The sequence below is a fragment of the Solibacillus sp. FSL R5-0449 genome (genome assembly GCF_037975215.1).
Lineage (GTDB): Bacteria > Bacillota > Bacilli > Bacillales_A > Planococcaceae > Solibacillus.
The window spans coordinates 410001-423213 of the sequence record NZ_CP150239.1 but is presented as its reverse complement, the minus strand read 5'-3'; the positions used below and the strand labels follow the sequence as shown (position 1 = coordinate 423213).

9 protein-coding genes, 14 tRNA genes and 2 rRNA genes (1 of these 25 running past the window's edge) are annotated in these 13213 nt (G+C 41.8%); 5 read left to right on the top strand and 20 right to left on the bottom strand.

The window, feature by feature from the left end:
- Window positions 1–402: 402 nt before the first annotated feature.
- Window positions 403–1923, top strand: coding sequence for an aldehyde dehydrogenase family protein (locus MKY27_RS02140; protein ID WP_339197369.1), 1521 nt, complete (start codon window positions 403–405; stop codon window positions 1921–1923).
- Window positions 1924–2254: 331 nt separating this feature from the next.
- Window positions 2255–2581, top strand: coding sequence for a DUF779 domain-containing protein (locus tag MKY27_RS02135; protein WP_339197366.1), 327 nt, complete (start codon window positions 2255–2257; stop codon window positions 2579–2581).
- 162 nt (window positions 2582–2743) lie between these two features.
- On the opposite strand, the gene MKY27_RS02130 is transcribed toward MKY27_RS02135, so the two are convergent.
- Window positions 2744–3958: a tetratricopeptide repeat protein gene (locus tag MKY27_RS02130; protein WP_339197364.1), complete on the bottom strand. Its 1215-nt coding sequence runs from the start codon at window positions 3956–3958 to the stop codon at window positions 2744–2746.
- A gap of 132 nt (window positions 3959–4090) precedes the next feature.
- Between MKY27_RS02130 and MKY27_RS02125 the strand changes: the two genes are divergently transcribed.
- The gene (locus MKY27_RS02125) at window positions 4091–5392 is read left to right on the top strand and encodes a S8 family peptidase (protein WP_339197361.1); all 1302 of its coding nucleotides are present in this window, start codon (window positions 4091–4093) and stop codon (window positions 5390–5392) included.
- 51 nt (window positions 5393–5443) lie between these two features.
- On the opposite strand, the gene MKY27_RS02120 is transcribed toward MKY27_RS02125, so the two are convergent.
- Window positions 5444–5665 carry a hypothetical protein gene (locus MKY27_RS02120; protein WP_339197358.1) on the bottom strand — a complete coding sequence of 74 codons (222 nt, stop codon included), beginning with the start codon at window positions 5663–5665 and terminating at the stop codon, window positions 5444–5446.
- Between the two features lie 428 nt (window positions 5666–6093).
- Complete coding sequence (locus tag MKY27_RS02115; protein WP_339197355.1) at window positions 6094–7662, bottom strand: S-layer homology domain-containing protein; 1569 nt, start codon at window positions 7660–7662, stop codon at window positions 6094–6096.
- Window positions 7663–7858: 196 nt separating this feature from the next.
- Between MKY27_RS02115 and MKY27_RS02110 the strand changes: the two genes are divergently transcribed.
- Both MKY27_RS02110 and MKY27_RS02105 read left to right on the top strand, forming a co-directional pair.
- Window positions 7859–8659, top strand: a complete 801-nt coding sequence (locus MKY27_RS02110) for a conserved phage C-terminal domain-containing protein (protein ID WP_339197353.1) — start codon at window positions 7859–7861, stop codon at window positions 8657–8659.
- A gap of 93 nt (window positions 8660–8752) precedes the next feature.
- The gene (locus tag MKY27_RS02105) at window positions 8753–9151 is read left to right on the top strand and encodes a hypothetical protein (protein WP_339197351.1); all 399 of its coding nucleotides are present in this window, start codon (window positions 8753–8755) and stop codon (window positions 9149–9151) included.
- A 344-nt stretch (window positions 9152–9495) separates the two neighbouring features.
- Here MKY27_RS02105 and MKY27_RS02100 read toward each other — a convergent pair whose 3' ends face one another.
- From MKY27_RS02100 to MKY27_RS02020, 17 genes are all read right to left on the bottom strand, one after another.
- Window positions 9496–10158 (bottom strand): hypothetical protein, encoded by a 663-nt coding sequence (locus MKY27_RS02100; protein WP_339197347.1) that lies wholly within the window; start codon window positions 10156–10158, stop codon window positions 9496–9498.
- A gap of 231 nt (window positions 10159–10389) precedes the next feature.
- Window positions 10390–10461 (bottom strand) — tRNA-Glu (locus tag MKY27_RS02095).
- Between the two features lies 1 nt (window position 10462).
- Window positions 10463–10538: transfer RNA gene (locus MKY27_RS02090), tRNA-Asn, on the bottom strand.
- Window positions 10539–10549: 11 nt separating this feature from the next.
- Window positions 10550–10626, bottom strand: a tRNA-Ile gene (locus MKY27_RS02085).
- Between the two features lie 10 nt (window positions 10627–10636).
- Window positions 10637–10710: transfer RNA gene (locus MKY27_RS02080), tRNA-Gly, on the bottom strand.
- Between the two features lie 3 nt (window positions 10711–10713).
- Window positions 10714–10789 (bottom strand) — tRNA-Phe (locus MKY27_RS02075).
- A 5-nt stretch (window positions 10790–10794) separates the two neighbouring features.
- Window positions 10795–10870, bottom strand: a tRNA-Asp gene (locus tag MKY27_RS02070).
- 3 nt (window positions 10871–10873) lie between these two features.
- Window positions 10874–10948 (bottom strand) — tRNA-Met (locus MKY27_RS02065).
- A 45-nt stretch (window positions 10949–10993) separates the two neighbouring features.
- A tRNA-Ser gene (locus tag MKY27_RS02060) sits at window positions 10994–11086 on the bottom strand.
- 12 nt (window positions 11087–11098) lie between these two features.
- Window positions 11099–11172, bottom strand: a tRNA-Met gene (locus MKY27_RS02055).
- A gap of 58 nt (window positions 11173–11230) precedes the next feature.
- Window positions 11231–11307, bottom strand: a tRNA-Arg gene (locus MKY27_RS02050).
- A gap of 19 nt (window positions 11308–11326) precedes the next feature.
- A tRNA-Leu gene (locus MKY27_RS02045) sits at window positions 11327–11415 on the bottom strand.
- Window positions 11416–11420: 5 nt separating this feature from the next.
- Window positions 11421–11495: transfer RNA gene (locus tag MKY27_RS02040), tRNA-Gly, on the bottom strand.
- A 51-nt stretch (window positions 11496–11546) separates the two neighbouring features.
- Window positions 11547–11622, bottom strand: a tRNA-Lys gene (locus MKY27_RS02035).
- 10 nt (window positions 11623–11632) lie between these two features.
- Window positions 11633–11708 (bottom strand) — tRNA-Val (locus MKY27_RS02030).
- A gap of 12 nt (window positions 11709–11720) precedes the next feature.
- Window positions 11721–11836: ribosomal RNA gene (rrf, locus tag MKY27_RS02025) — 5S ribosomal RNA — on the bottom strand.
- Between the two features lie 75 nt (window positions 11837–11911).
- A 23S ribosomal RNA gene (locus tag MKY27_RS02020) occupies window positions 11912–13213 on the bottom strand; it runs 1627 nt beyond the window's last position.

Here is a 13213-nt window from a genome sequence, read left to right as displayed (position 1 = left end):
TTAAGTTAACAATAAACAGTAAAAACTAGAAAATATGAGGCAGTTAATTCATTTAAAACACTAAAATGACTCCAGATTTGCTAGATTTCATAAAAAATATTTATTAATTTTTATGTATTTTTATTCACATATTTTCATTAGTTACTTTTGTTATATAATAACCACTTACTATAATAATATAAGGATTAACCCACTACTTTTTCCATCCCTTCATACTCCAATCATTTCTGTATCAGTACATAAATATCACACTCAAAATGTTATTTACATGCAATTTCCTTTTACAAAAATAGCAACACAAGTAAGTATGAAAGCATTTTCATTTGCGATTTTTCATACATGAGTGCATAATAGGTTCATAAAGTTGTCACAACTTTAATAACATAATAGAGGTGTTAATAGATGATCTATGCAAACCCTAATACTGCTGGTGCAGTAATCGACTTTAAAGAAAAATATGATAACTTTATCGGTGGCGAATGGGTTGCTCCTGTTAAAGGGCAATACCTGGATGTAAAATCACCTGTAACTGGTAAAGTATTTACTACAGTTGCTCGCTCAACTGAAGAAGATATTGAATTAGCATTAGACGCAGCACATGCAGCTAAAGGTGCCTGGGCACAAACTTCTGTTGCATACCGCGCGAATATTTTAAATAAAATTGCAGACCGCATTGAAGAAAACTTAGAAAAAATCGCTGTTGCTGAAACTTGGGACAACGGTAAAGCAGTACGTGAAACATTAAACGCTGATATTCCATTAGCTATCGACCACTTCCGTTACTTCGCTGGAGCAATCCGTGCACAAGAAGGCGGTATTTCTCAAATCGATAATGATACAGTAGCATACCACTTCCATGAGCCAATCGGTGTTGTAGGTCAAATTATTCCTTGGAATTTCCCATTACTTATGGCTACTTGGAAAATCGCACCTGCATTAGCAGCTGGTAACGTAATCGTAATGAAGCCTGCTGAACAAACACCAGCTTCAATCATGGTATTAATCGAATTAATCCAAGATTTACTTCCAAAAGGTGTATTCAATGTTGTGAACGGTTTAGGTGTTGAAGTAGGTAAACCACTTGCTACAAACCCACGCATTCAAAAAGTAGCATTTACTGGCTCTACTGGTGTTGGCCGTTTAATTATGCAATATGCGACAGAGAACATTATCCCTGTAACATTAGAGCTTGGTGGTAAATCACCGAACATCTTCTTCCCAGACGTAATGGATCAAGACGATGAGTATTTAGATAAAGCAATCGAAGGTTTAGTAATGTTCGCATTAAACTCAGGCGAAATTTGTACTTGTCCTTCACGTGCATTAATTCATGAATCTATTTACGACAAATTCATGGAACGTGTATTAGAGCGCGTTAAAGCAATCAAAATCGGTAACCCGTTAGATACAGAAGTAATGATGGGTGCTCAAGCTTCAAATGAGCAATTACAAAAAATCTTATCTTACATCGAAATCGGTAAAGAAGAAGGCGCTGAGCTACTTATCGGCGGCTACCAAAACCAATTAGATGCTGACCAAGAAGGCGGCTACTATGTAGCACCAACAGTTTTCAAAGGTAACAACAAAATGCGTATTTTCCAAGAAGAGATCTTTGGTCCAGTTCTTTCTGTAACAACATTCTCTACTTTTGAAGAAGCAATGGAAATCGCAAACGATACAGAATTCGGTCTAGGTGCTGGTGTATGGTCTCGTAACATGGATACAGCTTACCGCGCTGTTCGTGGTATCCAAGCTGGTCGTGTTTGGACAAACACTTACCACCAATACCCTGCACACGCAGCATTCGGCGGATTCAAAAAATCAGGTATCGGCCGCGAAAACCACTTAATGATGCTAGAGCACTACCAACAAACAAAATGTATGTTAGTAAGCTACAACAAAAACGCTCAAGGTTTCTTCTAAGCCGAAGCAATATGAGGGATGTGCTAATGTAGCACATCCCTTTTTTAATATTTTAATTGGGGTTGCTGTGGGCTTTATGAAAATTGAATGATGACTTGTCGAATCTGGTCCGCTCTGCTGCGTTGCGGGGCATGCTTTTCTGGGGGCGTGGCTCCAAAGCTTTGATAAAAGCTTTGCGACGAGTAACCGCAGGAGCAACAGGGATTTTCCGCGCACGCTGATCCCCTAGAAGTCAGCCCCTCCACTCCGCGCCGCTCTGTTTTGACACTTATTTGAATTCTCGAACGTCCGCAGCCTTTTCAAACTGAATTTGTTAGGAGGTCTTTTTTATATGGAAAAGCTAGTGGCAACCGAAAAAGCGGTTGAGGTTATTAAGCTATTGAAGGCAAAGCATGGGAACTTAGTTTTTGAACAGTCTTCAGGATGCTGTGATGGTACGGTGCCGATGTGTTTCCAGGCAGACGGTCACTATATTAGCAGCCAGCTTGTCTGCATCGGGGACATTGCGGGTGTTCCGTATTATATTGATAAGCATCAAGCCGAGTATTTAAAGCATATGCAAGTCGTTGTAGATATAATGGAAGGTCGCGGTGGTTCATTTTCACTGGAGAGCGCTGAAGGCTTTGCTTTTTTAATGAAGTCAAAGGTAATGAAATAATTGCAAAACGCCATCCAGCCGCTTGAGTAAGCTTCTGAATGGCGTTTTTATATTATGATAAAACTGGGGGATAAATTGGGATAGACAATGTCACCAATGCCACACTTAATAATAATAGCGATAACTTAACGTTTTTCTTCATATTCCTCGTCTCCTTTATAATTAAATGAATTGGATTGCTTTTTCAAACTTCTTTTCTTGCCGGTAGTACTCACCCAATAAATAAGAAAACTGCTGGTGCATTTCTTTAAATTCTTCACTGTTTGCCGTGAACGGAATTAACCTCCCCTCCAAAAATTCCATCGCTTTCTTTTCTTGTCCACCTAGCAAATATAAATAAAAAGAAGCAAATAGATTAAAACTTACTTTTCTCTTACTTTTTGCTTCTTCCTTTAAAATAGTAAAAGTTTTGAGGCTTTCTTGCTTTTGATTAAGACGGAATTGCGTCATGCCCAAATTATATAAACAAAATAGATAGTTATCGCTGTCATTTTCCATTAACGAAGCACTTTTCTCAAAGTAAACGAGGGCACTTTCATATTCGCCTCTCATTTGATGTAAATCCCCAAGATTATGGTAGATTGCAGGCAGTAACTGCTGCTGTTGCATCAGTTCAACATTTCTCAGGAGATGATCATAAATTTCGATTGCTTCATGAAACACTTTACCCTGCGCGTAATAAAGAGCGAGTGACATCGACGTATAAATAATACGCTTAAAATTAAACTGATCTTTATAAAAATGCAGTGCTTTTCTCCCATAAATAATTGCCTGGCTTGGTTCATCAAGCCGTCCTTTTATTAATGAAAAGTGATAGTAAAACTCCCCTTCCAGTGACCCCAGTTCCGGATTTGTCTGAAGTATAGTAGTGAGTTGTACAGCGGCTTCCGCATATTTTCCTCTTGTTAATAAAACTAACGCATAACAGTAGGAATGTAAATATCTCTCATGTTGGGAAAAATTTTGACGATGGGCACTTAGCCATTTCAACTGTTGTTCCGCCAATTTATATTCGTTAATAAAAACATAGTAACGTAATTTATAAAGTTCATATAAATAGACCGATTCCGTAAAGCCAATAATTTCTTCATACTCTTTTAATCGGTCCATTGTCTCATTAGCTTTTTCATTTTCTAGATAATTGATCTGTTTTTGTAAGTCTTTCAATAACTTTGTGATATGCTGTTCGCTATTTTCGACGTCTTGGCTATTAATATTCAAGCGTTCCAAGATCAGGCGAATTGTCTCACAGTTTGCCTCTTTATTGTTGTTTTCTATTTTACTTAAATGTGGAATTGAGCAAATCCCCGCTGCTACCTCATTTTGAGTCATTCCCAGCTTCGTACGATAGTACTTTATTAAAGAACCTATTTTCATTCAAATACCACACCCCTTCAAAAGTTAGATAGTTTATCTAGTATACTCAATATTTTCCCAATAATCAAAAAACTAGTAATGTGATAAATTCAATATGTAATCCAAATACATTTTGAAAAGGGGTCAGGAAAAATGAAAAAGGTAAAGAGTACATTATTTAGTCTTTTAATTGCAGGATCATTAATGAGTCCGGCACAAGCGGCTACTTTAGGTAGTGAAGACAATTCGGCAAACAATGTCGGACAGGAAAAGTTCCGTGTGTACGTTGAAGCAAACAATCAGTCTGCTAAACAATCAGCAAAAGCACAATATTCAGCTCGTTGGGAATTAACAGAGAACGGATTTTCAACGGAAATGAATGAAAAGCAATTCCAAGCACTACAAAAGAATAAAAATTTCACTGTGACAAAAGTTCCTGTCGTTTCATTAGATCCGACCAATTTTGAATTGGGACAGGATTATACAGTGGAAGAAAGAACACCGGATGCATCAGCTTTCGCAAGAGCTTCCCAGCAAGTACCATGGGGAATTAAAGCGATTTATAACAATAGTTCATTAACATCTACATCTGGAGGAAGCGGCGTAAATATCGCTGTACTTGATACAGGAGTAAACACTTCCCACCCTGACCTAGCCAATAATGTGGAACAATGTAAAGACTTCACAACAGCGACAACTGTCGTAAACAATAGCTGTACTGACAGAAACGGCCACGGTACGCATGTTGCCGGTTCAGCATTGGCTGATGGCGGTAGCGACCGAGGCGGCGTTTACGGTGTTGCTCCAGATGCAGATCTTTGGGCATACAAAGTGTTAACAGACAGCGGTTCTGGTTACTCAGATGACATTGCTGCTGCAATCCGTCATGCGGCTGACCAAGCAACATCGACTAGAACGAAAACAGTCATCAACATGTCATTAGGTTCTTCAGCGAACAACAGCCTAATTTCAAGTGCTGTTAACTATGCATACAGCAAAGGCGTACTTGTTGTTGCGGCTGCTGGTAACTCAGGTTATTCTCAAGGATCAATCGGTTATCCAGGTGCATTACCGAATGCCATTGCGGTTGCTGCACTGGAAAATGTACAGCAAAACGGAACTTACCGTGTAGCTGACTACTCTTCACGCGGATACGCTTCTACTGCTGGCGACTATGTCATCCAGCAAGGTGATATCGAAATTTCAGCCCCTGGTTCAGCTATTTACTCTACATGGTATAACGGTGGCTATAACACAATTAGCGGTACATCGATGGCTACACCTCACGTATCAGGTTTAGCTGCAAAAATTTGGGCTCAAAACCCGTCTTGGTCTCACACGCAACTGCGCTCGAACTTACAAACACGTGCAAAAGCTGTAGACATTAAAGGCGGTTACGGTGCAGGTACAGGCGATGACTACGCTTCAGGATTCGGGTTTGCCCGCGTTCAGTAATAGTTAATCTAAAAAAACGAAACACTGGACATGCTGCTGGTGTTTCGTTTTTCATTTATTTTCTTCTACACGGTAGCGTAGCAATGTTTTCAATCGATCACCGGTTACTTTACGCGGATCCGATAAATAAATCTCACGGTGCACCAATGTTTTAACGCGAAAGATTGCCCTCACCCTCGATACAGATGTACTTCTGTTGGGGCACGTCCAGTAATACCGGCTTTGCTTTTGTGCCATACAGCTCTTTTTCTGCTTTTTATATTCGTGCTTCATTTCATCCACCCCTTTACCTTAAAGATACACACATTATAAGATTGGCCGCAAATGTTCTAATAAGTTCGGAAAAGTTCTAATATAATTTTATTTGTTCTAATAAAGTTGCGATTTTCTAATATAATTCGGAGTTGTTCTAATAAGTAGTCGCTTTGTTCTAATATCCCCTACCGATCAGCTAATATCTCCTGGACTTCTTCTAATATCCGGTCCAATTGTTCTAATAAATTTTGATCGCAAGTCAAGTTCAGCGTATTCAGGCGAAAATGAAGCTTCAAATCAGCTGAAACCGGCGGAACTTCTAATATCACCCAAGTTTCTTCTAATATCCCCTCCAACTTTTCTAATATTCCATACCATTGTTCTAATAAAAACGCCCAACAAAAAAACAGCTTAAGCAAAAATTCACTTAAGCTGCTTCACGTATATTATAATTCACAAGCCCAGCCATCTTTATCGCCGTCTCTTGCTGTTGCATAAGCGGGATGCGATGAGCTGACACCTTTCGGATAATAAACTCGCATTTCTGTACAGTTTTTAAATGCAGTCGGTGCGCCAGGAATAACATACGTCCCCGAATTCACATCACCTTTTGGTTGTTCAGGTGCCGTATTGGGTACGATAAACTCTTTTGCACTAATTGAGTAAGATTGACCGTTCGTTGTCACAACAATTGTACCATCCTGTGCAGTTGAGTAAGCTTTTGTACCAACCGTTTTAATATTTGTAATCACTTCTTTATGCGGATGGCCATAGCTGTTGCCCTCTCCATAACTTAAAATAACCGCTTTCGGATTTACCTTCTGCAAAAATGCAAGCGAGCTACTTGAGCTTGAACCGTGATGACCCGCTTTTAAAATCGTTGCGGAAACATCATATTTCTTCGCAATTTGATCCTCGATTCCTGCATCCGCATCGCCCATCAATAAGAAAGAAATGTTTTGATAGGTCAGTTTTAATACGATCGAAGCATCATTCATATCACTTGCCTGCGCATTGACAGCTAAAACTTGAGTTTTCACATTTGAATCCAATGAAATCAAGTCGCCTACTTTCGGCTCTGTATACGGAATTTTTTTCTCGACTACCATCTTCAGTAAGTTTTCATACGTTGCTGTTGTATGGACTTTTCCGCTGTTAATAAATTCTCCAACCGTAAAGCTTTCCAGTACTGCTGCTAATCCACCGATATGATCGGCATCCGGATGTGTTGCTACTACATAATCAAGCTTCTTCACATTTTTAGATTTCAAATAAGCAACAACCGTGCTGCCGTATTCTTTCGTCCCTGCATCAATAAGCATTGTTTTGCCATTTGGTGCTTGAACAAAAATCGAGTCACCTTGTCCAACATCTAAAAAGTGGACATTCAATTTAGAAGATGTTGACCCTAAGCTTTCCTGATACTTCACCGCGCGTGCTAAAAACGCGGAAATATGAGCACGTGTTAAATTATTCGCAGGCTTGAATGTACCGTCTTCATAACCAGTAGTAATTTTTGCGGCAGCTAGTTGGCTCACTGCTTCATATGCTGTATGCCCTTTTTTTACATCTTTAAATGTTTTCGTGCCAGTAGGTAAATCAAATGCGCGTGCAATAAATGCTGCCATATGACCACGCGTCACTTTTGTCGTCGGCTTGAATGTGCCGTCCGTATAGCCGTTAATGATGCCGGCTTCTACAGCTGATTGAATATATCCGCTGTTTTTATGTGACTTCGGAACATCTTTAAATTTTGTCGCTCGCTGTGTCCCATCAAGACCGACAGCTTTTGCCACCATGACCGCTACTTCTTCACGCGTCACAATATCTTTTACACCGTACGTCTTTTTGTCGGCACTAATAATCCCTTTATTCAATAAATAAGCTATATCCTGATAGTTACTATGCTTTGGCGGTACATCAGTAAACACTTGTTCCGCACTTGTTGGTGAAGCATATAACATCGTGGATACAGCTAGAATAAACACTAATAATAAACTAAAAACTTTTTTCATTTTCTAACCTCCCTTATTTATTATAGATTTTTTAATAAAGAAAGGAAGTTATTTTTGAATAGTATCTAATATATCTTTTTGGTAGTAATGGTTTGATCATCCTTTTCTAGATCAACCAAAATTATAGAGTGGGATTTGTCCCTTTTTCGTTTTTTGAATGACATATAGTGCTTAAAAGAAGAAGGGAGCTTTTTAGATGAAACCACTTGTAAATGATGCACCGTTATTAATATATCCGCAATTAGCAATGGCTATCGGTCTAGAAGAAGCCGTATTGTTACAGCAATTGCATTTCAGGTTACATCACCAAGGTGTGACACGGGACGGTGAAGTCTGGTATTGCCAGTCTTATGAACGCTGGCAGAAGCAATTTCCTTTTTGGGGCGTTCAAAAGATTAAAAAGAAATTTTTGCGCTTAGAGAAATTAGGTTTGGTCATTTCCAATAGTCGTTTTAATCGTTATTTAGGAGACCGTACTAAATGGTATCGCATTGACTATAAAATGGTGGATGCATATTTTTTTGCTCACAGTGGCCAAAATCATCCATCCAATGGTACAGCGGAAACGACGCCAGTGTTACAGGAGGAACCATCGCAACAGGTTCATACGGAACGCTCTTATTTAAGAGAAGTTAAAGACATTCAAAAAAACATTACAAATAAAACAGATGCCATCTATATGGTCATTGAATACTTAAATGAAAAAGCATTAACGAACTTCAATAAAAAATTAAAAGCAAACCAGCGACATATCGCTTCACGCTTAAATGATGGCTTTACAATCGAAGACTGCTTTATGGTCATTGATGAACAAGTTAGAAGTTGGATGGATGATTTACTTATGCAAAAATATTTACGGCCATCGACATTGTTTAAAGAAGAAAACTTTGAATCCTACTATAACAATGCCATTGCACGTAAACGTTATGATATGCCATCTCCCCCATTTGAACTTGATTTTTCAGAAGGAGAAACCGGACCTAGCGAATGGGATTAAATGATATATTTTAAAAACTTTTAACTGAATGTCCCCTTTTTATGTATCAATCAGTTATATAAAATGTGAAATCAATTATTAGGAGGATGGAAAATGAGTATATTCTTAGTAGATGGGGAACAAATGAGTTTATCACAAGATTTAGCAACAGTAGTTGGTATAAACGGTGCATTATTACTTCAACAGCTTCATGAAAAACTTGAAGAGCAAGGGGTTTTAAGGAACGGAGAAATCTGGTATTGCCAGTCATATGAGGATTGGTCAAAGCAATTGCTTTTCTGGAATGTCCCTAAAATTATGCGAATCATTCAAAAGCTAGAAAAGTTAGGTGTTATCGTTTCAACAAATACACTTAATAAGTTTTGCACAGATCGAACGAAATGGTATCGGATTGATTATAACCGGGTGAAGCAATTGTTAGAGGAACAGTTTGAAGCAGTAGATATGAAACAGATATTTATTCACCCTGTTACTCCAAGTGTGAGAAGGTAATGCAGTTTAGCTTTGGCCTCCTTAGAAATGCTATCGCAACACTTTTAGAAAACATTTATAAGGACACTCTTAAAGAATAAGGGGCGTACAAGTTGGTAGACATGCAGCCTATGTATATTTCTACAAAGCTAGATCCAGCAGTAGATTGAACATATTTTGGCGGTGGCTGCATTCATCACAATATTGTATAGAAATATGTATACTTTTGGTGGATACTCCGTACAGATATCACTCCTTTTAATCAGGTAACCCATCGCCCGAACAACTTTTATTTCATAAAAAAATCAGCCCCGATCAAATAATTTGATCAGGGCTGCCATATCTTTTTTCAGAATGGAACGATTCTATAGTTTCACACGGTAGTCCGGATTGGATTGAATCCAGCCTTCATTTGTATTGATAGATGTATCACCATCACCATCCACCCAAATCTGCTCGCCACTCGGCAAGGTGCGCCAGTGCGGCTCAACATGATGGTTGTTCGGATTTTCCGCTAATGCAGTATCCGATGCCCCGTCCGCCAATGGCAAGGAAGCTGTCTGATTGGAAATAGGCGAAGCTTCTCCTTCAGATCCATCGACCAGATCAATGATACCGAATGACAAAGCCCCAACAGCACCGACTTTCACAAGCTCTTTGACGCCGCCCTGCAGCCGTTCTGTATCCCCTACTGCCAGACTGTCCACTACTTCGACACCATTTTTAGCCACATGGACTACTGTATTTCCGATCGCCTTCAACGTATCGCCTGTAGCCTGTCCAAGATCGCTAAACCCTTCTTTCCGCTGATATTCGTCCTGCGTGATTATCCCTGCAGCCACATCCCACGTTCCGCTCGCCGCCTCACCTAATTTGTCCCCGGCAAAAGCAGAGGCTTTTTTAATTCCGTCCCCGACTTCCTCAATGAACTCGCTGCCTGTTACCTCGCCTATTAAGTTAACAGTACCGCCTACAATCTCTCCCGTTACTTCACCTATTAAAGATCCTAATCCTTTTAAAAAACTCATTCCATTACCCCTCCTAAAGTCTTGTGTAATTATACCCCCTTTTATATCGACCAACTTTTGGAAAATATTAATTCTGAATGTGTTTACGCCAAAAAACCTTTATTATTCTGGCGGTAATCTAAGAAAAACTCATAAGACCTGTTGAATATTATTTATAAGGAATAAGGAGCAAAAGCAAAGAGAGATTAAAAGCATAAAAAAAGCATGTAGCCTCTGCTACATGCTTAAAAATGACCCGTACGGGATTCGAACCCGTGTTACCGCCGTGAAAGGGCGGTGTCTTAACCACTTGACCAACGGGCCATGGCTCCGAAGGCAGGACTCGAACCTGCGACCTGCCGGTTAACAGCCGGATGCTCTACCAACTGAGCTACTTCGGAATAATTGTATATGGTGGGCCTAAATGGACTCGAACCATCGACCTCACGCTTATCAGGCGTGCGCTCTAACCAGCTGAGCTATAGGCCCATTTAAAAACTGGAGCGGGTGATCGGAATCGAACCGACAACATCAGCTTGGAAGGCTGAGGTTTTACCACTAAACTACACCCGCATATGGTGGGTTTGGACGGAATCGAACCGCCGACACTTAGAGCTTCAATCTAATGCTCTACCAACTGAGCTACAAACCCACAAATGGCGGTCCCGACCGGGATCGAACCGGCGATCTCCTGCGTGACAGGCAGGCATGTTAACCGCTACACCACGGGACCATTTGGTTGCGGGGGCAGGACTTGAACCTGCGACCTTCGGGTTATGAGCCCGACGAGCTACCACTGCTCCACCCCGCGAAAATATTATGTTTATACTTTTTTCATTACCCAGTTTGTAAAAAATGGAGGAGGTAGAGGGATTCGAACCCCCGCGCGGTGTTACCCGCCTGTCGGTTTTCAAGACCGATCCCTTCAGCCAGACTTGGGTATACCTCCAAAAGTATAAAATGGCTACCGAGGGAGTCGAACCCACGACCTTTCGGGTATGAACCGAATGCTCTAGCCAGCTGAGCTAGGTAGCCATGATAATAAGTTTATCTCTACTTGATAAGCATTTAAGCTTTTTCCAGTTGAGTTATATGGCGCGCCCGGCAGGAGTCGAACCCACAACCTTCTGATCCGTAGTCAGACGCTCTATCCAATTGAGCTACGGGCGCATATTGTTTATTGTAAAGATGGTGCCGAGGGCCGGAATCGAACCGGCACGGTGATCACTCACCGCAGGATTTTAAGTCCTGTGCGTCTGCCAGTTCCGCCACCCCGGCATTTTTGGAGCGGAAGACGAGGTTCGAACTCGCGACCCCCACCTTGGCAAGGTGGTGTTCTACCACTGAACTACTTCCGCAAAATGCATCAAGAATTTTTATATCTGACAGTATGTATAATTTTATAAAACTGGTGAGCCATGAAGGACTCGAACCTTCGACCCTCTGATTAAAAGTCAGATGCTCTACCAACTGAGCTAATGGCTCTTGATTAAAATGGTGGAGGATGACGGGCTCGAACCGCCGACCCCCTGCTTGTAAGGCAGGTGCTCTCCCAGCTGAGCTAATCCTCCCAAAAAAAATAAGCGAAGCGACGTCCTACTCTCGCAGGGGGAAGCCCCCAACTACCATCGGCGCTAAAGAGCTTAACTTCCGTGTTCGGTATGGGAACGGGTGTGACCTCTTTGCCATCATCACTTCACTTAATTATTTAGTTAAAAGAAATTTCATTCTTTCAAAACTGGATAAACGTTTCATTGAATTTGTGCAATAAAATGTGGTTAAGTCCTCGACCGATTAGTATTCGTCAGCTGCATACGTCGCCGCACTTCCACCTCGAACCTATCTACCTGATCGTCTTTCAGGGGTCTTACTTACTTGCGTAATGGGAAATCTCATCTTGAGGGGGGCTTCATGCTTAGATGCTTTCAGCACTTATCCCGTCCATACATAGCTACCCAGCGATGCCTTTGGCAAGACAACTGGTACACCAGCGGTATGTCCATCCCGGTCCTCTCGTACTAAGGACAGCTCCTCTCAAATTTCCTACGCCCACGACGGATAGGGACCGAACTGTCTCACGACGTTCTGAACCCAGCTCGCGTACCGCTTTAATGGGCGAACAGCCCAACCCTTGGGACCGACTACAGCCCCAGGATGCGATGAGCCGACATCGAGGTGCCAAACCTCCCCGTCGATGTGGACTCTTGGGGGAGATAAGCCTGTTATCCCCGGGGTAGCTTTTATCCGTTGAGCGATGGCCCTTCCATGCGGAACCACCGGATCACTAAGCCCGTCTTTCGACCCTGCTCGACTTGTAGGTCTCGCAGTCAAGCTCCCTTATGCCTTTACACTCTACGAATGATTTCCAACCATTCTGAGGGAACCTTTGGGCGCCTCCGTTACTCTTTAGGAGGCGACCGCCCCAGTCAAACTGTCCGCCTGACACTGTCTCCTACCCCGCTAAGGGGCATGGGTTAGAAGTTCAATACAACCAGGGTAGTATCCCACCGACGCCTCCTTCGAAGCTGGCGCTCCGAGATCTCTGGCTCCTACCTATCCTGTACAAGTTGTACCAAAATTCAATATCAGGCTACAGTAAAGCTCCACGGGGTCTTTCCGTCCTGTCGCGGGTAACCTGCATCTTCACAGGTACTATAATTTCACCGAGTCTCTCGTTGAGACAGTGCCCAGATCGTTACGCCTTTCGTGCGGGTCGGAACTTACCCGACAAGGAATTTCGCTACCTTAGGACCGTTATAGTTACGGCCGCCGTTTACTGGGGCTTCAATTCACAGCTTCGCTTGCGCTAACCGCTCCTCTTAACCTTCCAGCACCGGGCAGGCGTCAGCCCCTATACGTCACCTTACGGTTTTGCAGAGACCTGTGTTTTTGCTAAACAGTCGCCTGGGCCTATTCACTGCGGCTTCTCTAGGCTATGCACCCAAAGAAGCACCCCTTCTCCCGAAGTTACGGGGTCATTTTGCCGAGTTCCTTAACGAGAGTTCTCTCGCACACCTTAGGATTCTCTCCTCGACTACCTGTGTCGGTTTGCGGTACGGGCACCTCTCACCTCGAT